Source organism: Mesorhizobium sp. B4-1-3, assembly GCF_006439355.1.
Lineage (GTDB): Bacteria > Pseudomonadota > Alphaproteobacteria > Rhizobiales > Rhizobiaceae > Mesorhizobium.
In genome coordinates this window covers 127,077-153,334 of record NZ_VFTG01000001.1, presented here as the reverse complement: position 1 = coordinate 153,334, position 26,258 = coordinate 127,077, and the positions used below count along the sequence as shown (strand labels likewise).

Below are 26,258 nucleotides of genomic sequence, written 5' to 3'. Positions count from 1 at the left end.
GCGGCTGTGCAGGTTATTCGCGCCGAACTGTCGGCCGACGATATTGGCACCAGCGCGTATGCCGGCGACGGTCGATCGACGTTTGAGAGTTGGCAACTATTGATTGCAGAAAGTGCTGGCATTCGGCGTCCATTTGCCGAAGCCGGTGGCGACCATGTTGGCGATGACACGGCAGACATAGACCTTCTGCGCCGGGTCGTTGTCGGGGCCGGCATGATAGCGGGCGACGGCCATCGACCAGGTCATGTGCCTGGCATGCAGGCTTGCCAGGAAGCGCGCCGCGTAGTCGACATTCTGATGCGGGTCGAGCATGTCCTCGACGCTGCGGAAATGATCGCCATGATAACGGTGGTTGATCTGCATGCAGCCCAGGTCGATCAGTACCTTGCCTTCACGACGGGCATTCTCGAAGGTCGCCAGAGCCTCGGCGCGGCTGCGCGGGAAGACAGCTTTCCCTTCTATATTCAAGGCATTAGGCTGAAGGCTTCCCTTCTTTCCGGTCTCTGTCAGGCCGACCGCGTAAAGAATGCCGGCCGGCACGCCGTAGCGGTCGGCGGCGCGCAGGATCTCAGGCTCGCAGGGATTGGCGGCGGCACCGGCCGCTCCGACGGCGAAGCTAGATATACATATCGTCGTCAGCACGCTCGCGAAGAGGCGAAGCGGCACGAGCGAATTCCTGCGCGCCATTGCCATCGTTCCTTTCCGGTTGCCGGTCGCCCCCCGCGCTGTTGCCGCCAGAGTTCCCGGGCTGGAACGAAGGCTGGTCGCGGCCAGTCGACATCGGCATGGCGCTGGTCGCGTCGGCGCGGCCGGCCGCATGTACTGCTATCGAGGGTTGCAAGATCGTCACCTTGTCGACATCGAAGCCAAGGCTGCGCATGGATTTGACGATGGCATCGCTGTCGGCGGTGAGACGGCGGTAGGCCTCGTGTGTCTCGGGCTTCATCTCAATCGAAAGTTGCTCGCCCGAGAGCCGCAGGCTAGCGGTGACCGATCCTAGCTCCGAAGGGTGGAGCTCGATCTTCAGCACGTGTGTCGGAACGGCAACAGAATTAGTCGTCTGCCAGCCTGCCGAGGCGCCCGCGAAGGCGTGCTGGACGCCCTTGTCGGAGGCAAGCGCCTCAACCAGCGCCGATGCCGTCTGGCCGATCGGGTTCTGCGCCGGCGCCGGGAAGCTCTGCTGGCTGACGACTTCCATGCGTGCGGCGGACGAAGACGGCTTGCCCGGTGGCTGCTGCGTGGTCGACTGCGATTGTTGCAAGGCCTTGGAGGCGGAAGCAGGCCGCCAGCCTTGCGGCGGTACCGGGTTGTCGGCCTGCGGTTCGTTGCCTTGCGCCGGCACGATCTTGGCATCGCTGTGGCCAGGCATGTCGAGTGCCCCGTCAGCCTTCACCGGCTTCTGCCCTAAGTCAGGCCCGTGGTCCTCAGCCGCGGCCAAACGGACGGATCGCGACTGCGGCCCGCCGGAGCCGTCGACCGCCGCGCGTTTGCCCGGGCGCAGCGGCAATTGCGGCGTTCCATGCCCGCCGGCGCCATCTTCACCGTCGGCGGGACCATTGCCGCCGGCGCTCGAGGACTGCGCGAAATGCTTCATGTCGCTCAGCGCCATCAGGAGCGGCAAACGGCCCTGCAGCGGCGCGGAATTGCTGGTTTGCGCTGTGGTATCTTCATCCAGCCCTGGCTTTGTGTCCTCGATCTGGGCACTGCTTTTCGCGGCCTTTCCTGTGGTCGCTTTCGACTGGGCGGATTTTCCACCCGGCGCCAGGTCGGGCTCGCCTTTGCCTATGGCAGATGAGCGCCTTGCGGGATGTGCGTCCGGCGTTGCCGGTCCGGAGGCATGTCCGCTCCGCGGCCGGTCGGGCTTTTCCGCGCCTTGCACTATCTCGCCGAAATTCTGGTCCTTGTCCTTACCGTCGGCGGCGTGCTGCCGGGGCTGCGACTGGGTCGAAGCGAAGCCCGGCAAGGTCTGGCTGACGCTGGTCATTTGGGAGCTGCTCCGAGGAGTTGGTCGATCTGGTCGAGCTGACGGCGCGTGCTGGTCACCGCCGCATCGATCGGGTCTTGCGGATCGGGCATCGCCGGCGCGGATGCCTGCACCACCGGCTGGGCGGCAGTCGGCGCGCGGACGGCCGCCGGCGTTTCAGCCGTTGTTTGCGCCGGCTGCGGGGCGGGTGGCGGCGGAGCCGCGGGCGCGTCTTTCCCCGGATCACTTGACGCGACCGTCGAACCGCTCGCCGCGACCGCAGGCTGGTCGGGCATCGCTCCTTCCACCGGAGGCAGGTCCGCATCGGTCGGATCGGCCGACGTCTCAGCCGCGGATTTCGCGTCCTCGCCTTTTGCGGCGGTTGCCGGCGCAGCGTCGGCTTTCGCGGCCGCTTTCACTGGCGCCACAACTTCGCCTGCGACCGCCTGCGCCGCGTCGAGCAGATCGCGGTCGCCTTGCGAAAGCTGGCTGCGGTCGATCTTGCCGAGCTTGGCGCGCACTTCATCGACACTGGCCGATGTCATGGTGGAAAGGCCCGAATAGAGCTGGGTGCGCGGGTCATCCTGGTTGCCGTTGCGGCCCCGCTCCGCCTTGGCTGAGGCGAAAGCCGAGAGCTCCGTCATGCCGTCGATCGCGGCGTGCCGCGCGATGCGCAGGTAGATCACCTTCTCGCGCTCGGGATCCATCATCGAGGTGATGTCGGCGATCTTGTCCTGGCTGATCGCCATGTGAAGCGTGATGACGCCGGAAACGAAGGCATCGGCAAACTGGCTGGCGTAGGGCGAATAGAGATAGGACGCGACATACTGGGTCGAGGCCAGCGCGAAGCGGGCGGCGTCGCCCCGTGCGGCCGCGATGCCGACAGAGCGGCGCAGTGCAGCCTCCTCGACGAGCGTGCCGGGGCTGAGAAGGCGCGCTACGTCGAGCAGCGTCAGCGCTGCTGCCGGGTCATCGGTCGCAAGCAGCGAGCCTTTGACCAGGGCCAGGAAAGCGCCGATATCGGCGGGCACGCTCATCGGATCGATCGGCTTCAGCGTTTCGATCGCCTCGGCCGGCCGGCCGTTTAGATAGGCGACGACGCCCTTGGCGATGGCGAGGCTTTGCGCGTCGGTAATCGCGCGCGAAGCCGCCGCCGCGACCGTCACCGGATTGCCGCCGCTCATGCCGTAGACCAGCAAGGCACGGAAATTCTTCGGCTCCTTGAAATCCTCGGCGTTGGCGTCGCGCAGCCGGGCGTCGACCATTTCGAGGAGCTTCGCCTGCATCGGCAGCGCGGCATGATCGCCGCCGGCTATGCGATCCTGGATCAGTTGCAGCGAACGCACCAGTTGATAGGGCTGCAGCGTGTCCTGTGCGAAGGCCGCCGATGGCACCCCCGCCGCTAACAATAGCAGCGCTATCGCGCCGCCGATGACGCTCCTGCCTTTCATCCGCCGGCCGTCATCAGGATCTCAATGCGGCGGTTCGCGGCCGCCATCGGATCGGAGGCGATCTTGGGCTGCCGGTCGGCGAAGCCCGCGACCTCGGTAATGCGGCTTTCATCGACGCCGCCGCGCACCAGCATGTAGTAGGCCGAATGAGCGCGCGCGGTGGACAGCCGCCAGTTGTCGTAAGTGTCGCTGCGGAACGGCCGCGCGTCGGTGTGGCCGCTGATGGTGATGGTGCCCTTCTTCTGGTTGATGATGTGGCCGATCTTTTCCATCGCCAGAACCAGCTCGCGGCGCGGCATGGCCGAGCCGATCTCGAACATGCCGAAATCGAGCTGATCAGTGATCGAAATGACGACGCCCTTGTCTGTCGCCTCTACCGAGACGCCGTCGGCGAGCCTCTCGCCGGGCAAGAATGCCTTGGCGAGTTCCTTCTTGATATCAGCCGCTTCCTGGAGGGCGGCTTTGCTCGGCGTCTTGTCGCCCTTATCGGTGGTCTGCTCTTGTTCGGCCTTTTCCGCCTCCGCCGCCTCGGCTTTAGCCTCGCCGGCCATTGCCTCGCGCTTGTCGGCTTGCCCTTTCTGACCCTGTGCCTTGTCGCTCCCGGACGCTTCGGTCGACGGCTTCTCCGCTTTGCCCGGCGACGTTTTTTGCCCGCTCCTGGCGTCGGTGCCCGGAGTCGCCGGCGGTTCCAGCGGCGCGGCCGTGAGCGGAGGTGCAGCCGGAACGGCCTTCACCTTCGGCACCGCGACGGTGGCGACTTTCTCGCCGGGCTTGGCCGGATCGCCTTCGATCTTGGCGCGTTCGGCGGTGGCTTCGGCGCCAGGCGCCGCCACCTGCTGCGACCAGAAATCCGGCGCGAACGGATCGCGGTAGGATTCGCCGCCGGAGGCGCCGGTCGCCGGACCGGCCGTCTGGGCGCCGCCTTCGCCCTTGGCGCTGATATTCTGCATCACTCCCGTATCGGCGGCGATCTCCGCCAGCACCGCGTAGGGATCGGCAAACAGCTTCTCATCGGACAACTGGGCATCCTGCGCCCCGTCCTTCGTCTGGCGGCGTTCGGAGGAGCCGGCGCCGCCCTTGCCGTCATCGCCCGCCTTGGTCGCGCCCTGCTGTGGGTTGTCCGCGGTCAGCCCAACCTTGCTCGGGCCGTCACCGAGGTCTTCCAGGCCCTTGCGGCTGGAGTTGCGGTCGATCAGCTCGACCGGATTGAAATAGCTGGCGACGGCAGCCTTGGTCTGCTCATTGGCGGCGTTGATCAGCCACATGACGAGGAAGAAGCACATCATCGCCGTCATGAAGTCCGCGAAAGCGATCTTCCACACGCCACCATGGTGAGCGTCGTCATGACCGTCGTAATTACGCTTGACGATGATGATCTCGTGCCGGGGGTCGGCGTGGTCGACGGCGCTCATGACAGGACCTCCGATAACGACGCCGACCACTCGGCGACACGTGTCTCGAACACAGTTTCGTCGATGGTGACGGTCAGGTCGAAGCCCGGGGCCTCAGTGAAGTCGAGATTGGCGGCGCGGGATCCGAGCGCCTCTTTCAGCGGCTCGAACAGCGAGAGCGGGCCCCGGACACCGATGCGCACGGCCTCGCTGTCGGCGACCGCGGCGCTGATGGCTTGCGACAGAGCCTGCAGCGACCGTTGCTGCAGGTCGTCGCTGAGAAGGCCGCTGACGATGCGGGCGACCGTCGCGCCGGCAAGCTCGGCAACACGCCGCTCCATGGCCTCGACGCGCGTGGCTACGGCCGTGCCGAGATCGCCGCCGAAGCTTTCGAGGAATGCTTTCGCGGCTTCGTTATTGGCCTGGCGCTCGGCGTCGAGCGCGGCCTGATGTGAAAGCGCGAGGCGTGCCTCGAGCGCCGCCTCTGCCTCGGCCACAGCCTCGGCGATCAGCGCGCCGATATCGGCCTGCGGCGGCGGCGCGGCCGGACTATGTTGGACGTCGCGATCCTTCGGCGCCTGGCTAGCTGCCGAGGTCCGCAACCCGAAATCGGGCAGGAGATCGAAGAGGGCTGCCGAAGCCATGGCCTACCCCACGGCTTCCGGGGCGGCAGCCCATTTGCGCAAGATCTGCGCGGTGCGCTCCTCGTTGAGGTCGACCATGCGGGCAAGTCGCTCCTGCGGCGCCGGCCGGATCTTCTGGCGCAGGTCGTCGAGCGGTGTCGCGCCGCCGGCGCGTGCGCCGGGGAGCGTGCCGGCCGGAGTTTCGGCGGTGATCGCGGCGACGGGAGCATCGGGCGTCGGCAAGGAACGCTGCACGTCGTCGAAGCTCGGTCCGGCAATGGCCGCGGGCTTCGCCGACGCCGTCAGCGCGGCGGCCATCGGCTTCAGGCCGAAGAAGGCCACCAGGAAGACGACGACGATGAAGGCGCCGGCATTGATCAGCGTGCCGGTATAGGTGCCGATTGGGGCGAGGATGCCCGGCTGCTCGATCGGCTCGCCGTCGAGGCCGTTGATGAACTCGACCGCCGACACGTTGATGACGTCGCCGCGCTTGTCGTCGAAGCCGGTCGCCGAGGCGACCATCTTCTGGATATCGGCGACGCGCTTGGCGATCTGCTCCGGGGTGGCGTCCTTGCCGAGGATGGTCTTCAGACGATCCTGGTTGACGACGACCGCGATCGACATCTTGTTGACCGTGTAGCCGTTCGAAACGGTCGCGATCTTCTTCGAGTTGATCTCATAGTTGGTGATCTCTTCCTTGCGGTCGTTCTGCGAGGAGGATTGCGGTCCCTCCGTGGTGGTGGTCTGCGTCTCGGGCAGGTTCTGCTCGACGCTGGTCGGGGTCGAAGCCTGCTTCTGGTTGCTCGCCTCGTTGGTCTTCACCGATTGCACCGAACGCTCGACGCGCGAGTTCGGATCGAAGATCGTCTCCTCGGTCTGGCGGCTGTCGGTGTTGACGTCGGCCTTGACGCTGGCGCGGAAATTGTCCGGGCCGAGATAGGGAGTGAGCGCGCGGCGTATGTTGTCGCCGATCTGCGCCTCGACCGTCTGCTCGACGCCGAGCGTGCGCGCCGCGCTGGTGTTGGATGGGTCGTCGCCGGCGGCCAAAAGATTGCCGTTGGAATCGAGCACCGTGACCTTGTCGGCCGAGAGGCCCGGAACGGCCGCGGCGACGAGGTGGCGGATCGACATGGCGCTTTTCTCGGCATCGTTGCCGGCATAGCGGATGACCACCGAGGCGGAGGGCTGCTGCTCGTCGCGCCGGAAATTGGCGCGCTCGGACATGACGATGTGGACGCGCGCCGCCTTGACGCCGGAGATCGACTGGATGGTGCGAGCGATCTCGCCTTCCAGAGCCCGCACGCGGGTGATCTGCTGCATGAAGGAGGTGAGGCCGAGCGAGCCCACATTGTCGAACAGCTCGTAGCCGGCATTGGCGCTGGTCGGCAGTCCTTTCTCGGCAAGCAGCATGCGCGCCTGCGCGGTGGTGCCGGCCGGCACCAGCACGGAGGTGCCGTCGGAGCCGACATCGAAGCCGATGCCGGCATCGGCCAGCACCAGGCCGATCTGGTTGACGTCGGAACGCTCGAGGCCGACATAGAGCGTCTCGTAGGCCGGGCGGTTGAGATAGACGGAAGCGATGCCGATGACGGCCATGACCAGGGCCGCGATGCCGCCCATGAGCGCCAGACGCCTCACGCCGAAGCTCTTCAAATTCGCGATGATGCTCTGGATCTGTTCCGGCACGATTCAACCGCTCCCAGCATGACTGCCCGCCGGAAGACTAGACCGCGAAGCTTGTGCGAGGATGATAGGGTGCGCCCGCCAAAGAGCCGGCAAGATGCAGAATGCGCAATTTCCCTCCCACTAACGCAAAAGGCCGCGCTTCGGACGCGGCCTTTCCGTCGGTCGATGGTGATCAGGCGGCTTAGCCGTTCTTGAACAGCTGCAGGATCGACTGCGAGGAGCTGTTGGCGATCGACAGTGACTGGATGCCTAGCTGCTGCTGGACCTGTAGCGCCTGCAGGCGGGTCGATTCCTTGTTCATGTCGGCATCGACGAGCTGGCCGACGCCGCGATCGATGGAGTCCATAAGGCTCTGCGTGAAGGTCTTCTGCAAGTCGATCGAGCTCTTGGCGGCGCCGAGCACGGTGGCGGCGTCGGTAAGCTGACTCATCACGTTGTCGATCTTGGTGACCATCTGGGTGATGATGTCGTCGGTCACGCCCGTCGCCGTGATGTCGAGATTGAAGGCGGAGACGTTGTCGATCTTGACAGGCGTGCCCGTCACCGCAGTCTGGCCGGCGGTGTTGGCGGCGATGTCGGTGCTGCCGGCGGCGATCGAGGCAGCGTAGGCGGCGTCATACGCCGACTGGTCCGCAGCTGTGGAATAGATCGACGTCTTGCGGTCGAGAATGCCCTGGTTCTTGACGGCGGTGGAGAGGCCGGAATCGAACAGCTTGGTGCTCTCGACATTGATGTCGATCGTTCCAAGCGAGATGGCGCCCGACGAGGAGCGATTGAACGAGGAGACGATCTTGGCGTCCGGTTGGACGCCGTCATTGGCGGCCGCGACCTGCGTCGACGTCACCGAGAGATAATTCGAGCCGGAGAAGGTGGCGGCGTCGGCGAAGGATTTCATCTGCGCCTGCAGCGTGGTGATTTCGGTCTGCGTCTTGGCCTTGTTGGCATCCGACTGGCCGACGGCCGACAAAAGCTTGGTCTTGATCTGGCCGATCGTCGAAAGGACGTTGTTCATGCCGGTATAGGCGGTGTCGACCTTCGAGGCGCCGAGGCCGAGCGCGTCCTGCACGGTCGACAGCGCCGAGTTGTCGGAGCGCATCGTGGTGGCGATCGACCAGTAGGCGGCGTTGTCGGAGGCCTCGGAGACCCGGTAGCCGGTCGAGATCCGGGCCTGCGTCTGCTCGAGCGATTTGTTGGTGGCGTTGAGGCTTTGAAGTGCAGTCAACGCCGCAGCGTTCGTCATGATGCTCGCCAAGAAACTCGCTCCTTCTCAAAAGCCGGCATGCCACGCAGGCCGGGGCCCGACCTGCCCATCGGTTGCGATCGTGCCGGTCGGGCCGAGTCGACAACCTGTCGTATGTCATTGGTTAACCATACCTAGCGCGATATGGTTAATGGCCTGTTAAAAGTAGGCTTCCGAGAAGTTAAGAGGCGAAGGTTGCGCGGACCTTGAGCAAAGCAATTCCAGGAAAAGTGTGAAACGGTTTTCCGTCCGGAATTGCTTCAAAGCAAATAGAGATGGAGCGGTTCACCGTTTCCGTAAATGGCGAACCGCTCCAAAAAAAATCGGGCCGCGCTTTTGGCGCGGCCCGATGCTTTGGCCTGGTCGGTATAGAACGATCAGCCGCGGAAGAGCGACAGGATCGACTGCGACGAGCCGTTGGCGATCGACAGCGCCTGGACGCCGAGCTGCTGCTGTACCTGCAGCGCCTGGAGGCGGGTCGATTCCTTGTTCATGTCGGCATCGACGAGCTGGCCGACGCCGCGATCGATGGAGTCCATCAGGCTCGAGGTGAAGGTCTTCTGCAGGTCGATCGAGCTCTTGGCGGCGCCGAGCTTGGTGGCGGCGTTCGTCATGTCCTTGAGCGCAGCGTCGACGACCTTCATCATATCCGCGATCTGGGTATCGCTGGCCGCGGTGGTGCCAGAGAAGATCTTCATGGTGGCCACCGAATAGGTGTCGCCCGCCGCCGATGCCGCACCGAGGGTCGGGTTTTGCACGGTGGTGGTGACAGCGCCGGTCGCGCCGGCGCGGTCGGCGTCGAGAATACCCTTCGACACACCCGCCGCGGTGCCAGCCTCATAGAGCTTGATGCTTTCCACATTGACGTCGATCGTCGAGATCGAAACCGAGCCGCTGGCGTCGCGGTTGAAGGCCGAAACGATCTTCACGTCGGCTGCACTGGTGGCGGTGGCGCCGCTGTTGACCGACAGCATGTTGGTGCCGGAGAAGGTGGCGCCGTCGGCATAGGCCTTCAACTGATTCTGAAGAGCAGCGATTTCGACCTGGGTCTTTTCCTTCGAAGCATCGGTCTGGCCGTAGGAAGCGGTCAGCTTCTGCTGGATCTGGTTGATGGTCGAGATCGCGCTGTCCATGCCGGTATAGGCGGTGTCGACCTTCGAGGCGCCGAGGCCGAGCGCGTCAGAAACGGTGGACATGGCCTGGTTGTCGGAACGCATCGTGGTGGCGATCGACCAGTAAGCGGCGTTGTCCGAAGCCTGGGAGACGCGATAGCCCGTCGAGATGCGGGCCTGGGTGGTGTCGAGGTTCTTCTGGGTGGCGTTCAAGCTCTGCAGAGCGGTCAACGCCGAGGCGTTGGTCATGATACTGGCCATGGTACTCGTACCTTGTTTTTACACGGATTTTTGTGACATACCGGCATGTCCGGTATGACGGTGCGGCATCATGCCAATGACCGCTGAGTTGGGTCACCCGCCATCTGCGAGCGACTATGGCGGCAAGTTGCTACCAAAGAGCTAAATCGGACGGTTAATCGAAAATATATTGCGTAAAATTCAATGCAGTGGGGCGCTGTTTCGGCACCCGGGCCGGGTGCGTCAGGTGAAGGATCGCACCAGGCTGCCGACCAGAAGGTTCCAGCCGTCGATCAAAACGAAGAACAAGATCTTGAACGGCAGCGACACCACCGTCGGCGGCAGCATCATCATGCCCATGGCCATGGTCACCGTGGCGACGATGAGGTCAATGACGAGGAAGGGCAGGACGATCAGGAAGCCGATCTCGAAGCCGCGCCGGATTTCCGAGATCATGAAGGCCGGCACCAGGATGCGCAGGTCGACGGTCCCGCGCGAAACGGTCTGGCCGCGCTCGCGGGCGAGGTCGGCGAAGAGGTCGAAATCCTTGTCGCGCACATTGTGCAGCATGAAGTCGCGGAACGGACCAGAGATCTTCTCGAACGCCTCGCCTTGGGTGATCTGGTTGTCCATCAGCGGCTTCACGCCGGTGTTCCAGGCCTGGTCGAAGGTCGGCGCCATGACATAGAAGGTCATGAACAGCGACAGCGAGATCAGGATCAGGTTTGCCGGCGTCGACTGCAGGCCGATGCCGGCGCGCAGGATCGAGAAGGCGATGACGAAGCGGGTGAAGCTCGTCACCATGATCAGAAGGCCCGGCGCGACCGAAAGCACGGTGAGCAGACCGAACATCTGGATCAGGTAGCCGACGGTCGTGCCGTCGGCCTTGCCGATGCCGCCGAGATCGAGCTGCTGGGCCGCGGCGACGGAGGTGGTGACGACGATGAGCGCCGTGGCTATGAGGAATTTTCTCATTCGAGCAGCATCGTCCTGACGAGAACCTGTTTGACGTGACCGCCGGCACGCAGCGCCGCGCGCTCATCGAGATCGGCCTTGAGATGCTGGTAGCCGCTGGCGCCTTCGATCTGGTGCAGCTTGAGCGTGCGCACGAAAGCGAGCAGATCCTGATGGACCTGCTCGGTCATTTCCGTGGGCTGGGGGGCATCGTAAAGTAGCGACACCTCTAGCCGGATCCAGACGTCCGACGGCGAGGCGAGATTGGTAGTGATCGGCGCCAGTTGCACCAGCGTCGGCCCGGCAGCCGCCTTGCCGCCGTCTGCGGGTTTTTCCGCGGTGCCGGCGTTTTCCGGCGCCGCGGGCACCGGCGCCGGCGTTTCGCCTTGCTTGAGATAGCCGCCGGAGACCCAACCCAAGCCGATGGCCGCGCACGTCATGACCAGGAGCATGGCGAGCTGGATCACCAGGGAAGGTCCCTTCTTGGGCTGAACCCGCTCGACATTCGCCACGGCAGCGCTCTCCCGGCCCTAGAAAGGAAGAACCTGGTCGAGGACCTGCTGGCCATAGGCCGGCTGCTGGACCTCGCTCACTCGGCCTCGACCGCCATAGGAGATGCGCGCCTCGGCGATGCGCTCGTAAGGGATGGTGTTCTCGGCGCCGATGTCGGACGGACGAACCATGCCTGCGATGGTCAGCACACGAAGCTCGTAGTTGACGCGCACTTCCTGCGAGCCCCTGATCATCAGATTTCCGTTGGGCAGCACCTCGGTGACGACGGCGGCGACATTGAGCTCGATGTCCTCCGAGCGCTTGATCTCGCCATCGGCATTGGTCTCGGTACTGGAACTCAGGCCGGCGTCGCCCTTGCCGCTGGTGCTTTTGCCATCCCATCCGAGCGTGATGTCATAGCCGAGCTTGCGCGCGGCGGTGCGGCTGCGATCGTTCTGGTTCTTGAAATTGGCCTTGTCGTTGAGCTTGATGTTGACGGTAAGGATGTCGCCGGCGCGCAGCGCGCGCGGGTCGGTGAAGAGCCGGCTCTGGCGGTCATCCCACAGCGAGAACTTCTTTGGCCGCGAGGCCGGCGGCTCGGGATAGCTGTAGGGACCGGAACCGCCTTCACCAATGCCGGAGCCGACCGGCGATAGAGCGGGTTCCCTGCCGATCTCCTTGAAATTGGTGCCGCAGCCGGACAGCGCCGCTATCGCGACCAGGACAAAGAACTTCGACTTCATGACGGATCAACCCTTCGCGCCGCGCTGGCCATGATGCCGGTGAGCGTCGCCGCCGCCTTCTGGTCCATTTCGTTGAGGATGACGCCGGCCTTGCGCGAATCGAGCTTCATCAGGATGGCCGCCGCGAGCTCGGCATTGACCATCGCCAGACGTTCGGCGGCGGCGTCGGGCTTCATGCCGGCATAGATCTTGACGACGCCGTCCTCTGCGCGCGCCAGGAACACTTCACGGCGCTTCAGCCATTCCTCGTATTCGGCCTTTTTTGCCTCCAACGCTTTCATGCGCTCGTCGATGCCGGCCTGCAGCTGCTTCAATTCCTCGGCCTGAAGCGCGTAGCGGCGGTCGCGCGCGGCGTCCGCAATGTTGGAGCAGAAGCGCTGGACTTCGCTTTCGTCCGGCGTCTTGCCGCCTGCGAGCGCAGCCGGCTGGGCCGGCTCCTTCTCGCGCGTAAGTTCGGCCGGTTGGGCCGGGGCCTGCCCTCCAGGCAGGACCTGCCGGACTTCCTCGGCGCGGACGGACGCGCCGCCGAGAAGCGTGGCCGCCGCCGCAGCGGCGATCATTGCGAGGGGGCGGCGTGTTTTCGAGGGAAGAAGCGCAATCATCGGCGTCCCTATTGGAGAACCAGATCGGCCTGCAAGGCGCCGGCCGATTTGATGCCTTGCAGGATGGCGATGATGCCGTCGGGCTTCACGCCGAGACGATTGAGGCCGGAGACAAGCGTTTCGAGATCGGGACCGTCGAGCACGGCGACGCGCGCGTCGGGCCGCGAGGCCTGGATGGCGGTGAAAGGCTCGACTGCGGTCTCGCCTCTCGAGAACGGTTCGGGCTGGACCACTCTCGGCGCCTCCGTGATGCGCACGGTGAGCGTGCCGTGACTGATCGCCACGCGCGAAATCCTCACATTGTTGCCGATGACGATGGTGCCGGTGCGCTCGTCGATGACGACGCGGGCAGGGGCATCCGATTCCACGACCAGATTCTCGATCTCGGCATAGAAGCGCGCGGCGGAGGTGTTCTTCGGCCGCCTGATCTGCACTGTGCGCGCATCGCGCTCGGCGGCGACACGCATGCCGAAGCGCTGCGAGGTGTAATCGTTGATCGCGTCGGCGATGCGGATGGCGGTCGAGAAATCGGGATTGCGCAGTTGCAGCGTCAGCACGCCCTGGTCGTCGAACTCGGCCGGTACCGCGCGTTCGACGATGGCGCCGTTGGGGACGCGGCCGGCGGTCGGTACGCCCTGCGTCAGCTGCTGGGCCTGGCCCTGGGCGGTAAAGCCGCCGACGATCACCGAGCCTTGCCCCACGGCATAGATCTCACCGTCGGCCGCCTTCAGCGGCGTCATCACCAGCGTGCCGCCGGCGAGCGAGGTGGCGTCGCCCATCGAGGAGACGTCGATGTCGATGCGGGCGCCCGACTGGACGAAGGGCGGCATGTTGGCGGTGACGATGACGGCGGCGACGTTTTTGGCGCGCGCGCTGCCGCCCTCGGTGGCGATGCCGAGATTCTCCAGCATGGCGCGGATCGACTGCTCGGTGAAGGGCGAGTTACGCAGGCTGTCGCCGGTGCCGGCGAGGCCGATGACCAGGCCATAGCCGACAAGCTGGTTGTCGCGCGCGCTCTGCAGCTGGGCGATGTCCTTGATGCGCGCGGCGACCTGGCCGGGCGGCAGCGTGCTTGGACCGGTCGAGACCCGGAACATGCGCTGGGTGGTGGCCGGATCATATTCGGGATCGTCGTAGACGCCGCCATTCTGCTGCGCGAGCTCGCGCTTGGCCTTGGGCGTCAGGCCATCCGCCAAAGCCGGCTGAATACCGATGGCCGCCGCGAGCAGAAGGACAAAGGCGCGCATCACGAAGCGCCGACCTTGATGGTGCCGTCGGCCATCACGGTGCCCGAGATGATCTTGCCGCTGTCGATGTTGCGGATCTTGATCTGGTCGCCGGCAGCGCCTGGCTGCAGCGTGACCCCGGTCGCGGAAATGGTGAGCGCGCCGGCGGTGAAATAGACCTGCACCGAAGCGCCCTGCTCGACCAGCCAGGCGTCGCGAATTGCCGTGACCGGAATGTAGCGTCCAGGCAGAAGCGTGCGCTTGGCGACCTTGCCCTGAAGCTCCTCGGAGCGCGTCGCCATGCCGTCGGGCTTGTGCTTGCCGGGGATGAGCGTCACCTGCTTGAGCGAGGCGGGCTCGATGGTCTCGCCGGGATAGATGACCCGGTTGGGGATCAGGACGGCCTCCCCGACGGACTGGCCGGCGGCGATCTGGTTCGCCGACTGGCCGGTCGCGTCCTGCGCGAAAGCCGGCATGCCGGCGGCCACCAGGACGGTGGCCAGCGCGACGCGACGGAGTGCGAAGGAGATCGGCCCGGCCATCATCCGTTACCTGATGTTCTTGGAGACCACCGAGGCCATGTCGTCTGCGGCCTGGATGACCTTGGAGTTCATTTCATAGGCGCGCTGCGCCGAGATCAGCTCGGTGATTTCCTTGACCGGATCGACGTTGGAGGATTCCAGATAGCCCTGCTGGATCGTGGCGAAGCCCGGATCGCCGGGCACGCCGACATTGGCCGGACCCGAGGCGGCCGTTTCCTGGAAGAGATTGTCGCCGAGCGGCGCCAGGCCCGCCTCGTTGGCGAAGTTGGCGATCTGAAGCTGGCCGAGCAGCTGCAAATTCGTCTGACCGTCCAAGCGGGCAAAGACCTGGCCGGTCTTGTTGACGATGACTTCGACCGCGTTGGTCGGCACGGTGATGGCCGGAATGACCTCGGCGCCGTCGACGGTCACCAACTGCCCGGTGGCGTTGGTATTGAAGGCGCCGGCGCGCGAGTAGAGCGTGCCGCCGTCGGCGCCCTGGATCTGGAACCAGCCCCTGCCGGTCAAGGCCAGGTCGAAACTGTTGCCCGTGCTGGCCAGCTCGCCCTGGGTGTGGACGTTGCGCACGGCCGTCGTCTTGACGCCGAGACCGATCGAGACGCCTTCAGGCACCAGCGAGGTGTTGGAGCGGTTGGGCACGCCCTGCGTGCGGTCGACCTGGTAGAGCAGGTCGGAGAATTCGGCCCGCGCCCGCTTGTAGCCGGTGGTGTTGATGTTGGCGATGTTGTTGGCGATGACTTCCAGGTTGGTCTGCTGGGCGTTCATGCCGGTGGCGGCGATGGCAAGGGCTTTCATGACGGTCCTAGATACTCATGCGACTGATTTCGAGATAGGCAGACACGACCTTGTCGCGGATGGCGATGGTGGTCTGCAGCGCCTGTTGAGCGCTCAGCACCGCATCGACCACTTGGCGGGTGTCGGCGTCGCCCTTCAGTGCCTGTATCGACATCTGCTCGGCACCCTGCAGCGTGTTGACGGTTTTCGTCGCCGCCTGGCTGAGGACTTCGGCGAAGCTGCTGCCGATGCTTTCGCCGGCCTGCGTTCCGACGCCGCCCTGCAGGAGGTTTGGTGACGCCTGCTCCGCTCCGTTAACCGCCGTCTTGAATTGTATTGCCCCGATACCGCCGATCATTACTGGTTCCTCATCAGGTCGATGGTCATGGAAATCAGATCGCGAGCCTGCTTGATGACCTGCAGGTTGGCTTCATAGGAGCGGTTCGCCTCGCTCATGTCGGCCATTTCGACCAATGTGTTGACGTTGGGCATCTTGACATACCCTTTGGCATCGGCGGCTTCGTTGCCGGGCTGGAATTCGATCGGGAAGTCCGAAGGATCGCGGGAGATCGCGCTGACTTCCACCAGCGAGCCGCCGGTCGCGCGGTCGACCTCGGATTGGAAGGTGATCGTCTTGCGGCGATAGGGATCGGCGCCCGGCGTGCTGCCAGTCGACTGGGCGTTGGCAAGGTTTTCCGAGACCACGCGCAGGCGCTCCGACTGGGCGCCAAGGCCGGAGGCCGCGACTTTGAGGGCTGCGGTGAGGGCGTCCATGGTCAGCTCTTCACCACCATCGTCATCATCGAATGGAAGGCCTTGACGATCGCCGTGTTGAGCTCGAAGGAGCGGCGGACCTCGCCGGCCTTCATGAGCTCCTGTTCGAGAACCACGGTGTTCTTCGACGGCATGATTGCGCCGTCGGGATCCTCGGGCTTGACGTTGAAGCCGGCATTGGCCGTTTCGGCGCCGAGGTGGCCGGCCTGCGTGGCGGCAAGCGTCACGGCGGTCCGGTCGAGCACTTTTTCGAAGGGCTCGACGTCATTGGCCGTGTAGCCCGGCGTGTTGGCATTGGCGACGTTGGAGGCAATCGCCGACTGGCGCACGGCCAGCCATTGCGACTGCCGCGTGGCGAGATCGAAAAGATTTACCGGTTCCATGGGAATCTCCCGGGCAAGTACGCACAAGACTAGGCGGCCAGTCTTGCGCGGACCTTGCGCGGGGGCCACATGGCCCGACTTGCTTACTTCGAGAGCGAGATCACCTTGTCGGTGCTGGTAACGATCACCCATTTGCCGCCGCGCTGCTCGATCGCGGCGACGCGGCTGGAATCGGGCAGCACCGAGCCGCGCTGGACGAGCCACAGACCGGCATCGTCCTCGATCATGGCGCGGCCGTTGGCGACATGCACCATCCTGAATTCCGAGGCGGCGGCAGGGAAGGGCTGGTCGGCGGGCAGCGGCGCGGGATCGTCCTCCACCGTTCCGGTGGCAAAGAGGTCGATATCGGTATTGGGGATGTCCTTGGCCGTCAGCGGCCCGCTGCGTTCGGCCACGCCGCCGCCACCCTTGCGTCCGGCATTGCTGCCGCTGCCGCCAAACTTGATCGTCTGGACGCCGAACTGCTCCTGGTTGAAGAAGATGTACCAGGGGAACAACGCGCAGATCAGGCCGAGCGTGATGCCGAGCGCGGCGATGACGAAATCGCTGCGGCGGTCGGCGCTCGTATTGGCGAGGCGCGGGAACTGGGCTTTCGGCGGCTGCGGCCATTCAGTGCGGGGAAAGAGCCCGTCGAGCAAGGAATCGCGGCTGGCCTGCGCGACATCGGCGGTCCCGAGGGCGGATGTCCGCGGCGGATGGGACCTTTCGGCTCTGGTCAGGAGAGCCGCTGTCATCTGTGTCTTGGCATGCGCGGGCTTGTCCTTGGCGCTTCTTGCCACGTCGGCCTCGGCTTTCTCCGCCGCCTCGGCCTCAGCAAGCCTGTCGCGCAACATGCGCTCGGTATATTGGAGCTCAGTCTCCTTGATCGCCATTCAGCTTCCCCTTGAGATGGCGGGCGAGGTCGGCGAACGGATCGGCCGATGCGCGGTCCCTCGGCGATTGCGTGAGCGCCTCGTAGATCAACGGCACCTGACGTACCGCATTGTCGAGCTCGGCGTCGGCGCCGCTCTGGTAAGCGCCCAGCAGGCGGATGTCGCGCGTATCCTCAAAGCGCGCGATCATCGATTTCAGCTTCGTCACGAGCATGCGCTGCTCGGGGCTCCAGGCCTTATCGGCAAGGCGTGAGATCGACGACAGCGGATTGACCGGCGGATAATGGCCCTGCTCGGCAAGCGAGCGGTCGAGCACCACGTGGCCGTCGAGGATGCCGCGCACCGAATCGGCGACGGGATCATTGTGGTCGTCACCGTCGACCAGCACGGAGATGATGGCGGTGATCGAGCCTTTGCCCTCTACGCCCGGCCCGGCGCGTTCGAGCAATTTCGGCAGGTCGGTGAAGACCGAAGCCGGATAGCCGCGCGCGACCGGCGGCTCGCCCGTTCCGGTCGCCACCTCGCGCAGCGCATGCGCGAAGCGGGTGATGGAATCCAGCACCAGGAGCACGCGATGGCCCTGGTCGCGGAAATGTTCGGCCACGCACATGGCGGTGTCGGGCGCGCGCCGGCGCATCATGGCGCTCTCGTCGCTGGTGGCGACGACGGCGATGGTCTTGGCCATGCTCTCGGCGCCGATCGTGTCCTCGAGAAACTCGCGCACCTCGCGGCCGCGCTCGCCGATCAGCGCCACGACCACCGTGTCGAAGGCCTCGGCGCCGGCGAGCATGGCAAGCAACGTCGACTTGCCGACGCCGGAACCGGCGAAAATGCCGAGTCGCTGGCCGAAACAGAGCGGGGTGAAGATGTCGATCACCCTGACGCCGGTCAGAAAGCCGGTGCCGACGCGCTGGCGCGCCAGGGCGCCGGGCGTCGCACCATGCACTGCATCCGCCGCATTCGCCCTGATCAGCGGCCGGCCGCCGTCGATGACGCGGGTCAAGGCGTCGATGGCGCGCCCGCGCCAGGAAACATGCGGGGTGACCGCGAGAGGGCCGCGGCGAAAGACGGCGTCGCCGATGCCGGCATCGGCGCTGCGCTCGAAGGGCGCGACGACCACCTCGTCGCTGCCGATCTTGACGATCTCGCCGCGTCGCGCGCCGGCCTTGCCGCGCTGCTCGACGATGTCGCCGAGCCTGGCAATCCCGGACAGGCCGCGAACCTTGTAATGCGTCGGCGATATCTCGACGATGCGGCCGCCGCGCGCAAGCAGCGCCTGCGGATCGTCGAACCGCCGCCAGACGCGTTCGAGCGCGGCCAGCCTGTCGACCCGTCCGGTGTCCGCCGGGCTCTCGGAAGCGCGCAACAGGGCCGAGCCGGTCGTCATGCCGTCACTTCGAGCCGAGCGTCTTGATCGCGTCGTCGGTGGAGGAATCGGTCTGCCGCATCAGCGCCGCCGTGTTCTCGAAAGCGCGCTGCACCTGGATCAGCCGGGTCATTTCCAGCACCGGGTTGACGTTCGACTCTTCCAGAAACCCTTGAGCGACACCGACGTCCGAACGATCGGCGACGGGTTCGGGCGTGCGCGCTGGAACGATGCCCGAATTGCCGTAGCGGACGAAATTCTCGCCGGGGTCGAAATTGTAGAGGCCGATGGCGCCGACCAGCTGGTCGTTCTGCCTGAGCGAGCCGTCGGCGCCTGCCTTGGGCGGGCCGTTGCGGGGATCGAGCTGGATGGGAGCGCCGCCGCCGTCCAGCACCGGATAGCCTTCGATCGACATCAATTCGCCGTTCTCGTTCATGGAGAAGCGGCCGTCACGCGTCATCACCGTGCCGGCGGGAGTCTCGATGGCGAACCAGGCGTCGCCCTGGATGGCGAAATCGAACGGGTTGCGGGTTTCGGTCAGCGCGCCATGCGCGCCGGAAAGATAAGTCTTGCCGGAGGAGGCGAAGGAGACCGATTTCGGCCCGGTGCCAGAGACCACGTCCTCGAACTTCACGCCGGTGGCGCGAAAGCCGATGGTCGAGGCGTTGGCGACGTTGTCGGCGATGGTATCGAGACGGCGCTCGAGCGCGATCTGAGAGGAAAGGGCGACGTAAAGGCTATCCTGCATGATCTTCTCAGAACTTCAACTGCTGCATGGCCATCATCAGATCGGTGGAGATGCCTATGGTGGTCGGCTGCGCGAAGAGCACGCTGACCGACGTCACCGCCGTCGAGGTGGGGTGGGCGATCTCGTACATGCTGGTGAAGCGGGTCAGGAACTTGCCGAGCTTCTCGGGGTCGGTGAAGTCCTTGATGTCGAGCTTCTGCTCGAAGAGCTGCGCCTGCTTGTCGATGTCGGCGGTGGCGAAGGAATCGGGCAGACCGAGCGCGGTGCGCACCACGCTGGCCAAAGCGGTATCTGCGAGCACGTCGTACCAGCTGGTGATGTCGGGCGCCTTGCGCTGGAAATAGAGCGCCAGCCGCACGCCTTCATTGGTCTGGCCGGCATCCTCCTCCAATGTCTGGCGCAGATACATGTCGACGGTCGGCTGCTGCGCCGTGACGCGGGTGGTGGTCGTATCGCCGTACTGCGCGAAGTTGAAAGCGGCGGCGAGCCCGGCATAGGCCTTGTTGGTTTGCTGGTTGGCGACACTATCGGGGTCCTTCACCCCGCCTTGCAGGACGGATTTGATCAGATCCTTGTCCTCGGTGGCCGAATCCAGGCCGAACGCGGCCAGCGCGTAGGTGTAGAGCCGGTCGTTCGACATCAGGTCGTCGATCGATTTCACCTTGGTGATGTTGGCGAGATAGTAGGTCGTCTCGCCTTTCACATAATCCGAATCCGGATCCAGGCCTGCGATCTCTGCCTGTGTGGCGTAATTCGCGGTAACCTGCTGCTGTGTCGGGTTGTACACCGTCGCATTGGCGCCATCGGCCGCGAAGTTGAAGGCAGCGACGAACTGGGCGTAGCGCTTGTCGGTCAGCTTGTTGGCGAAGCTGCCGGGGTCCGAGACGCCTTCCTTCAGCGCCTTGACCATGAAGGCCTTGGCGTAGTCCATGTTCTCCAGGCCGTAGGCCTTCATGGCATATTTGAACAGGCGGTCGTTGTTGACGAAATCGTCGATCGATTTCACCTTGGTAATGTTGGCCAGATAGTATTGCGTGTCGCGATCTACCGTCGGCTGCTGCTCGATGCGGGCGATAGACTTGGGGATGTCTTTGGCGACCAACTGATAGCTGATGTAGGTACTGAGCAAAGGGCATGCCTCCCGCCGAAGCTATCCCCACACAATAACGTCACTTCCTTGCGCGAAGCTGAATGGCGTCCGCTGCCTTCGATTCAAGCCTCACACAAGGCACGGAGACTATCCCTGATCCACGACGTGACATGCGGAAGGACCTGTCGTGGGCATTCTGATCGGACTTGTGGTGACGCTCGGCTGCGTTCTCGGCGGCTTCATGGCCATGGGCGGGCATCTGCATGTATTGCTGCAGCCGTGGGAAGCGGTGGTCATCTGCGGCGCCGCGCTCGGCACCTTCCTCGTCGCCAACCCGATGAAGACGGTCAAGGACACCGGCAAAGGCATCCTGGAAGCTTTCAAGCAGGCGGTGCCGAAGGAGCGCGACTATCTCGAGACGCTGGGCGTGCTGCACAGCCTGATGCGCGAGCTGCGCTCGAAGTCACGCAGCGAGGTCGAGGCGCATATCGACAATCCGGAAGAATCGGCGATCTTCCAGGCCTTCCCGACCGTGCTCAAGAACCATGACCTGACGAACTTCATCTGCGACTACTGCCGCATCATCATCATCGGCAATGCCCGCTCGCATGAGATCGAAGCGCTGATGGACGAAGAGATCCAGACGATCCGCACCGACAAGCTGAAGGCCTATCACGCGATGGTCGCGGTCGGCGACGGCCTGCCGGCGCTGGGCATCGTGGCAGCCGTGCTCGGCGTGGTTAAGGCGATGGGCGCGCTGGACCAGTCGCCGGAAATACTCGGCGGCCTGATCGGCGCCGCGCTCGTCGGAACCTTTCTGGGCATCTTCCTATCCTATGCGGTGGTCGGTCCGGTCGCCACCAAAATCAAGACGGTGCGCGAAAAGAGGAACCGCCTCTACATCATCGTCAAGCAGACGCTGCTTGCGTATATGAACGGCGCCCTGCCGCAGGTGGCGATCGAATTCGGCCGCAAGACCATATCCTCCTACGAACGTCCGACGATCGATGCGGTGGAGCAGAGCACCATGAGCGCCGGCACCGCCGAGAAGAAGGCGGCCTGAGCATGCAGCATCCGAGACAGGGCCGCCTGCCGTCATGACCAGCCCGGCCAGTCCGTCAGAAACGCGGGCCTTGATCATCGAGCGGCTCGTCGGCGACAGCGGCGAGGCGGCGCAGGTGATCGGCGTCGGCCGCGGCATGGCCGAGCGGGCGCTGCCGTTGCTGCAGAAGGCGCTTGCCGCGGAACTCGGCGCGCCGGTGACCGTCGATCTGCAAGCGGTGGAGGTCGGCCGCGTTCCCGAAGCGCGTTCACGCGCCGGCGATGCCTTCGCGCTGACCGTCGTGTCCTCGCCGGCCTCGGCCGACGCCATGACGCTGGTGATGGATGCGCAAGCAATCGCCGTCATGGTGAGCGCGCTGTTCGGCGGCGATCCGGACCAGCCGGTGGCGCCGATCGAGCGCGACCTGTCGCAGATCGAGGCCGATGTGGCGACCACCGTGTTCCAGGAGGTCGCGACGGCTCTCAACGGATCCGGCAAACGTTCGCTCGACCTGCGCCTGCCCGTGCCGAAAGCAATGTCCGGCAACGAGGCGAGGCGGCGCGTGTTGCGCGACGGCGCCGCCGTGCGCATCGTCTATGGCCTGTCGACGCCGTCCGACAGCGGCATGCTCACGGTGATGATCCCGCAGCGCCTGCTGCTTTCCTCGCGCAGCGGCGACGTCGATACGGGCGAGCATGGCGAGACCACTGAATTCGACTGGCGGGCCCGCTTCTCCGAAGAGGTGATGCGCTCGACCGTCCGGCTCGAAGCGACGATGCCTCTCGCCCGCCTGACGCTGGGTGACCTTACGGCATTCGAGCCCGGCCAGGTGATCGAATTGGAGGAAAACGCCCAGCTCAACGCCAGGCTCAGCGCCCGCGATAAAACGCTGTTTGTCTGCGAGTTCGGCAAGTTGGGGCAGAACTACACCGTCCGCATCAGCCATCCGCATGATGCCGGGCAGGATTTCATCGACGGGCTGATGCCGGGCTGATGCCGGGCGCGGGATTCATGGAGACGACAGATGGCAAAAACCAAGGTGGAAGCCGAACCCGATCAGCCCGACGAGCAACTCGACCGCGCCATCGAGGAACTGCGGGGCGTGCTGCGGGAAGAAGAAAAGCGCCCGGACGCCGCTCTCCAGTCGGGCGTCAATTCCTCCATTATCATGACCATTCCGGTCGACGTGCAGATCATCCTCGGCAGCACGGAGATGCCGGTCTCGGAGCTGATGGCGCTGCAGAAGGGTTCCACGGTCGCGCTCAATCGCCGTATCGGCGAGCCGGTCGACGTCGTCGTCAACGGCCGCAGAATAGCGCGCGGTGAGATCACGGTGCTGGAAAGCGATCCGACGCGCTTCGGCATCCGGCTCACCGAGATCATCGACGCGACGAAGAGCGCCTGACAATGACCGGCGGGCGGATCAATCGGCAGCGAGGGCAACACGCATGACGACGGCATTGGCGCTGACACGTCCGCAAAAAGCGGCTGCCATACTGGTGGCCATGGGCAAGCCCGCGGCCAGCCGCCTGCTCAAATTCTTCAAGCAGGACGAGCTGAAGGCGCTGATCGAGGGCGCGCGTCTCTTGCGCACCATTCCGCAAGCCGATCTGGAGCGCATCGTCGCCGAGTTCGAAGCCGAATTCACCGAGGGCGCGGGCCTGCTCGATTCCGCCGACCGGATGGACACGATCCTCAACGAATCGCTGTCGCCCGAGGAGATGAGCGCCATCATGGGCGAGAAGAAGTTCCAGCCGGTCATGGAAGGGCCTCCGCCGATATGGCCGGACCTCGAGAAGCTCGAGCCGTCGCGGCTCGGCAGCTTCCTTGCCGGCGAGCATCCGCAGACATCGGCCATGGTGCTGTCGAAGCTTGCGCCGCAGATAGCCGCCAACGTGCTGCTGACGATGGAAAAGCCGCTGCGCAGCCAGATCATCAAGCGCATGGTGACGATGGCCAATGTCCCGGACGCGGCGTCCAGGATCGTCGAAAACCAGCTGCGCGTGAGCGTGCTGTCGCAGAAGGCCAGCCGGGACACCACGGCCGGCCAGGAGCGCGTCGCCAGCATGCTCAACGAAATGGCGAAGCCCGAACTGGACGAACTCATGCAGGACCTGGAGGAAGCCGGGACGCCCGATCTCGCCGGCGTCAAGTCGCGGCTGTTCGCCTTCGACTATCTCCCGCTGCTGCCGCAAAAAGCCCGCGTCCTGCTGTTCGATGGACTGTCGACCGAACTCGTCACGCTGGCGCTGCGCGGCGCGTCGCCGGAACTCGCCGAAGCGGCGCTGTCGGCGATCGGCGCGCGCTCCCGCCGCATGATTGAATCCGAACTCGGACAGGGATCGGAAGGCATTGCGCTTGCCGACATCATGGCGGCGCGCAAGAACATATCGGTCGCCGCCATCCGGCTGTCGCGCGAAGGAGCTTTCGAGCTGCCCTCGATGCAGGCCACCGCCGAAGCCGCCTGACGATGACCACCCGGTCAGAGCGCCATGGCTGAAGCGGTCGACAAGGATTCCAAAACCGAGGAAGCCACAGAAAAAAAGATCCGCGACACGATCGAACAGGGCAAGCTGCCCCATTCGCGCGAGACCGCGATCTTTGCCTCCTTCCTCGCCATACTGGTTTTCGCCGTTTTCTACGCCAAGGACGCGATCGTCGATCTCGGCATGTTCCTGTCGACCTTCCTTGAAAAGCCGGAAGCCTGGCCGATGGACACCGAGACCGACGTCATCTCGCTCTACAAGCAGGTGATGACCGAGATCGGCCGCGCCGTCGTCAGCCTGCTGGTGCTCTTGACGGTCGCCGGCGTCGGCGCCTCGGTTTTCCAGAACATGCCGCAAATCGTCGGCGAACGGATCAGGCCGCAGCTCTCGCGCATCTCGATCGCCAAGGGCTGGAGCCGGATGTTCGGCATGCAGGGCTGGGTCGAGTTCCTGAAGTCGCTGGCCAAGCTCGGCTTCGCCATCGCGGTGCTGTGCTTCACGCTCTCGGAAGATCGTCGCAAGCTGCTCGCCGGCATGATCACCAACCCGATCTCGTTCGGCCTCGTCATCCGCGGCATCTTCGTCGACATACTTGCAGCGATCGTCTTCGTCATGGGACTGATCGCGGTGGCCGACATCGTCTGGTCGCGCTTCCACTGGCGGCGCGACTTGCGCATGACCAAGCAGGAGGTCAAGGACGAGTTGAAGCAGTCGGAGGGCGATCCGATCGTCAAGTCGCGGCTGCGCTCGCTGGCGCGCGACCGGGCGCGCAGACGCATGATGACGGCCGTGCCGCGCGCGACGCTCGTGATCGCCAACCCGACGCACTATTCGATCGCGCTGAAATATGTGCGCGAGGAGGATTCCGCGCCGATCGTGCTGGCCAAGGGACAGGACCTGGTGGCGCTCAAGATCCGCGAGATCGCCAGGGAGAACAACATCCCGATCTTCGAGGACGTCGCGCTTGCGCGCTCCATGTACAAGCAAGTTTCGGTTGATAGCGTGATCCCGTCGCAATTCTACCAGGCGGTCGCCGAGTTGGTGCGGATCGTCTACTCGAAGAAGGCACCGCGAAAAGCAACCCAATGAACGGACGCCGCTAATCCATGGACCGGCAACCACACGCCAACTCCCGCGAGCTGATCGTCGCCAGCGCCATCGAGGCCGTGGTGGGCGAATTGAGGCTCATCGACGTTGCCGACTATATCGCCTTCATCCGGCTCGAGCATCTTGCCTGCCTGTCGGATCTCGTGGATTCGGCGGTCGAGCTTTACTTCCGGCCGGGAACGCTGCGGCTCGGCCATGGCGCGGAGGCGCATGTCGACTGGAGCGGCAGCCCGCGTATCGTGCTCGATCTGGAACTGCGGCCGCGCGGCGTGACCGTCTATTTCCAGCTAACGCTGACCGAGCACGCGGCGTCCGTGGTGGTCAACTACGTGTCCTTCGAGAAGCCCGGCGAGACGCCGGAGCACAACACGACCTTGCTCGAGGGCGCGATCGAAGAGGCTCGTATCCGCAGGACCGAGCCGCTGGCATTTCCCTGATGATTTGAGAAGCGGCGAGCCGATCTAAAGCGCGTCGCGATCTTTCAGATTCGCTCTGCGCTTTAGGCTTTTGATTTGCGCATGTCTTTGCCCCGAAACCGGTTCCCACTTTCGGGTGACATGCTTTAGCCGCGGCACGTTCAGCGCCGCCGGCGTGACGTCACTCGATCAGGCCGAGCCGCAGGGCCTTGGCGACGGCCTGGTTGCGGTTGACCGCGTTGAGCTTCTGCGTCGACTGGGTGAGATACTGGTTGGCGGTATGCACCGACAGCTTGAGGAGCTTGGCGATCTCCTCGCTGGTGTTGCCGTTGGCGGTCAGCTTCAGGCATTCGAGCTCGCGCTTGGAGATCGTCCGCATTCGGCCGGTGTCGCTGGGGCGAATGCGGGCGACGGCCGCGAAGAGCTCGAAGGAGCGGGCGTGGATCTCGCAAAGCGTGTCGTCGGACAGCGCGATCTCCGTGCCGAGGAAGACGACCAGCCCGCATTGACCGCGATCGGCATGCACCGGAAAGGCGATGCCGTTGGTGCCGGGCGCCAGCGGCGCGGTCGGCTCAGCCCAGGCGAGCGACTGGAAGACCTGCCGCGATCCGGCGGCGCCGTCGTCGGTCCACCAGCGCGGCGCCGTCGAGAGGCGGCTGTGGCGCACCATATCCTCGCCGTTGGCGCCGGAGATGAATTTGGTCGCGACTGCGGTGCCGGGATAGTCGGAATCGAAACACGCCACGAGACGCGCGCGCTCGGGCGAGGGATTGACGAAATAGAGGCCGAAGGCCGACGCGTTGATATCGACGGCGATCCAGCGGCATCGGCGCACCGCGTCGGGAATGGTGGCGGTGTGATGGGTCTCGGAGCCGAGCGGGAAGGCGCCGAAGGGACTGCGCTGATCGTTGAGAAGGGCGGCTGCCACCTCTCTG

29 protein-coding genes are annotated in these 26,258 nt (G+C 64.8%); 6 read left to right on the top strand and 23 right to left on the bottom strand.

Translation table 11 applies throughout. From position 1 onward, the window contains the following. Positions 1 to 96: 96 nt before the first annotated feature. From FJW06_RS00720 to FJW06_RS00615, 22 genes are all read right to left on the bottom strand, one after another. The gene (locus FJW06_RS00720) at positions 97 to 687 is read right to left on the bottom strand and encodes a transglycosylase SLT domain-containing protein (protein WP_246674488.1); all 591 of its coding nucleotides are present in this window, start codon (positions 685 to 687) and stop codon (positions 97 to 99) included. Then, a complete protein-coding gene (locus FJW06_RS00715; protein ID WP_140746470.1) occupies positions 617 to 1,984 on the bottom strand; it encodes a flagellar hook-length control protein FliK in 1,368 nt (455 codons plus the stop codon). The genes FJW06_RS00720 and FJW06_RS00715 overlap by 71 nt, the downstream gene beginning before the upstream one ends. After that, positions 1,981 to 3,414 carry a chemotaxis protein MotC gene (locus FJW06_RS00710; RefSeq protein WP_140746467.1) on the bottom strand — a complete coding sequence of 478 codons (1,434 nt, stop codon included), beginning with the start codon at positions 3,412 to 3,414 and terminating at the stop codon, positions 1,981 to 1,983. The genes FJW06_RS00715 and FJW06_RS00710 overlap by 4 nt, the downstream gene beginning before the upstream one ends. Continuing rightward, a complete protein-coding gene (locus FJW06_RS00705) occupies positions 3,411 to 4,826 on the bottom strand; it encodes a MotB family protein (RefSeq protein ID WP_140746464.1) in 1,416 nt (471 codons plus the stop codon). Before FJW06_RS00705 ends, FJW06_RS00710 begins: the two co-directional genes overlap by 4 nt. Then, positions 4,823 to 5,449: a hypothetical protein gene (locus FJW06_RS00700; protein ID WP_140746461.1), complete on the bottom strand. Its 627-nt coding sequence runs from the start codon at positions 5,447 to 5,449 to the stop codon at positions 4,823 to 4,825. Before FJW06_RS00700 ends, FJW06_RS00705 begins: the two co-directional genes overlap by 4 nt. A 3-nt stretch (positions 5,450 to 5,452) precedes the next feature. Beyond that, positions 5,453 to 7,114, bottom strand: coding sequence for a flagellar basal-body MS-ring/collar protein FliF (gene fliF / locus FJW06_RS00695; RefSeq protein WP_140746458.1), 1,662 nt, complete (start codon positions 7,112 to 7,114; stop codon positions 5,453 to 5,455). Between the two features lie 181 nt (positions 7,115 to 7,295). Further along, positions 7,296 to 8,366 (bottom strand): flagellin, encoded by a 1,071-nt coding sequence (locus FJW06_RS00690; RefSeq protein WP_140746455.1) that lies wholly within the window; start codon positions 8,364 to 8,366, stop codon positions 7,296 to 7,298. 365 nt (positions 8,367 to 8,731) lie between these two features. Beyond that, positions 8,732 to 9,727, bottom strand: a complete 996-nt coding sequence (locus tag FJW06_RS00685) for a flagellin (RefSeq protein ID WP_140746452.1) — start codon at positions 9,725 to 9,727, stop codon at positions 8,732 to 8,734. A 222-nt stretch (positions 9,728 to 9,949) separates the two neighbouring features. Beyond that, positions 9,950 to 10,681 carry a flagellar type III secretion system pore protein FliP gene (fliP, locus tag FJW06_RS00680; protein WP_140746449.1) on the bottom strand — a complete coding sequence of 244 codons (732 nt, stop codon included), beginning with the start codon at positions 10,679 to 10,681 and terminating at the stop codon, positions 9,950 to 9,952. Continuing rightward, positions 10,678 to 11,172, bottom strand: coding sequence for a flagellar basal body-associated FliL family protein (locus tag FJW06_RS00675; RefSeq protein WP_140746446.1), 495 nt, complete (start codon positions 11,170 to 11,172; stop codon positions 10,678 to 10,680). The genes fliP and FJW06_RS00675 overlap by 4 nt, the downstream gene beginning before the upstream one ends. A gap of 18 nt (positions 11,173 to 11,190) precedes the next feature. Then, on the bottom strand, positions 11,191 to 11,895 hold the full coding sequence (gene flgH, locus FJW06_RS00670; protein WP_140746443.1) for a flagellar basal body L-ring protein FlgH: 705 nt from the start codon (positions 11,893 to 11,895) through the stop codon (positions 11,191 to 11,193). Beyond that, positions 11,892 to 12,497: a MotE family protein gene (locus FJW06_RS00665; RefSeq protein ID WP_140746440.1), complete on the bottom strand. Its 606-nt coding sequence runs from the start codon at positions 12,495 to 12,497 to the stop codon at positions 11,892 to 11,894. The genes flgH and FJW06_RS00665 overlap by 4 nt, the downstream gene beginning before the upstream one ends. 8 nt (positions 12,498 to 12,505) lie before the next feature. Then, positions 12,506 to 13,747, bottom strand: a complete 1,242-nt coding sequence (locus tag FJW06_RS00660) for a flagellar basal body P-ring protein FlgI (protein ID WP_140746437.1) — start codon at positions 13,745 to 13,747, stop codon at positions 12,506 to 12,508. Next, on the bottom strand, positions 13,744 to 14,265 hold the full coding sequence (gene flgA, locus FJW06_RS00655; protein ID WP_181178100.1) for a flagellar basal body P-ring formation chaperone FlgA: 522 nt from the start codon (positions 14,263 to 14,265) through the stop codon (positions 13,744 to 13,746). The genes FJW06_RS00660 and flgA overlap by 4 nt, the downstream gene beginning before the upstream one ends. Before the next feature lie 6 nt (positions 14,266 to 14,271). Further along, positions 14,272 to 15,060, bottom strand: a complete 789-nt coding sequence (gene flgG / locus FJW06_RS00650) for a flagellar basal-body rod protein FlgG (RefSeq protein ID WP_140746432.1) — start codon at positions 15,058 to 15,060, stop codon at positions 14,272 to 14,274. 7 nt (positions 15,061 to 15,067) lie between these two features. Beyond that, entirely contained in the window at positions 15,068 to 15,397 is a 330-nt protein-coding gene (locus FJW06_RS00645; protein WP_140746429.1) for a flagellar hook-basal body complex protein FliE, read from the bottom strand. Then, positions 15,397 to 15,813, bottom strand: a complete 417-nt coding sequence (flgC, locus tag FJW06_RS00640; RefSeq protein ID WP_140746426.1) for a flagellar basal body rod protein FlgC — start codon at positions 15,811 to 15,813, stop codon at positions 15,397 to 15,399. The genes FJW06_RS00645 and flgC overlap by 1 nt, the downstream gene beginning before the upstream one ends. A gap of 2 nt (positions 15,814 to 15,815) precedes the next feature. Further along, entirely contained in the window at positions 15,816 to 16,196 is a 381-nt protein-coding gene (flgB, locus tag FJW06_RS00635; protein ID WP_140746423.1) for a flagellar basal body rod protein FlgB, read from the bottom strand. A gap of 83 nt (positions 16,197 to 16,279) precedes the next feature. Beyond that, positions 16,280 to 17,068 carry a hypothetical protein gene (locus tag FJW06_RS00630; RefSeq protein ID WP_140746420.1) on the bottom strand — a complete coding sequence of 263 codons (789 nt, stop codon included), beginning with the start codon at positions 17,066 to 17,068 and terminating at the stop codon, positions 16,280 to 16,282. Next, the gene (gene fliI / locus FJW06_RS00625; RefSeq protein WP_140746417.1) at positions 17,049 to 18,455 is read right to left on the bottom strand and encodes a flagellar protein export ATPase FliI; all 1,407 of its coding nucleotides are present in this window, start codon (positions 18,453 to 18,455) and stop codon (positions 17,049 to 17,051) included. The genes FJW06_RS00630 and fliI overlap by 20 nt, the downstream gene beginning before the upstream one ends. Positions 18,456 to 18,459: 4 nt before the next feature. Beyond that, positions 18,460 to 19,182, bottom strand: a complete 723-nt coding sequence (flgF, locus tag FJW06_RS00620; protein WP_140746414.1) for a flagellar basal-body rod protein FlgF — start codon at positions 19,180 to 19,182, stop codon at positions 18,460 to 18,462. Between the two features lie 7 nt (positions 19,183 to 19,189). After that, positions 19,190 to 20,311 carry a DUF1217 domain-containing protein gene (locus FJW06_RS00615; RefSeq protein WP_140746411.1) on the bottom strand — a complete coding sequence of 374 codons (1,122 nt, stop codon included), beginning with the start codon at positions 20,309 to 20,311 and terminating at the stop codon, positions 19,190 to 19,192. Positions 20,312 to 20,459: 148 nt separating this feature from the next. Here FJW06_RS00615 and motA point away from each other — a divergent pair, with 148 nt between their 5' ends. From motA to FJW06_RS00585, 6 genes are read left to right on the top strand one after another with little or no spacing between them, the layout of a single operon-like run. Further along, positions 20,460 to 21,335, top strand: a complete 876-nt coding sequence (gene motA / locus FJW06_RS00610; protein ID WP_040989940.1) for a flagellar motor stator protein MotA — start codon at positions 20,460 to 20,462, stop codon at positions 21,333 to 21,335. 34 nt (positions 21,336 to 21,369) lie between these two features. Beyond that, complete coding sequence (locus tag FJW06_RS00605; protein ID WP_140746408.1) at positions 21,370 to 22,308, top strand: FliM/FliN family flagellar motor switch protein; 939 nt, start codon at positions 21,370 to 21,372, stop codon at positions 22,306 to 22,308. Between the two features lie 30 nt (positions 22,309 to 22,338). Beyond that, positions 22,339 to 22,719, top strand: a complete 381-nt coding sequence (gene fliN / locus FJW06_RS00600; RefSeq protein ID WP_140746405.1) for a flagellar motor switch protein FliN — start codon at positions 22,339 to 22,341, stop codon at positions 22,717 to 22,719. Between the two features lie 43 nt (positions 22,720 to 22,762). Beyond that, positions 22,763 to 23,782 carry a flagellar motor switch protein FliG gene (locus tag FJW06_RS00595; RefSeq protein WP_140746402.1) on the top strand — a complete coding sequence of 340 codons (1,020 nt, stop codon included), beginning with the start codon at positions 22,763 to 22,765 and terminating at the stop codon, positions 23,780 to 23,782. Positions 23,783 to 23,806: 24 nt separating this feature from the next. Next, positions 23,807 to 24,889, top strand: a complete 1,083-nt coding sequence (gene flhB / locus FJW06_RS00590) for a flagellar biosynthesis protein FlhB (RefSeq protein WP_140746399.1) — start codon at positions 23,807 to 23,809, stop codon at positions 24,887 to 24,889. A 17-nt stretch (positions 24,890 to 24,906) separates the two neighbouring features. Next, positions 24,907 to 25,344 (top strand): hypothetical protein, encoded by a 438-nt coding sequence (locus FJW06_RS00585; RefSeq protein WP_140746396.1) that lies wholly within the window; start codon positions 24,907 to 24,909, stop codon positions 25,342 to 25,344. Between the two features lie 160 nt (positions 25,345 to 25,504). On the opposite strand, the gene FJW06_RS00580 is transcribed toward FJW06_RS00585, so the two are convergent. Next, a complete protein-coding gene (locus FJW06_RS00580; protein WP_246674487.1) occupies positions 25,505 to 26,251 on the bottom strand; it encodes a helix-turn-helix transcriptional regulator in 747 nt (248 codons plus the stop codon). Between the last annotated feature and the right edge of the window lie 7 nt (positions 26,252 to 26,258).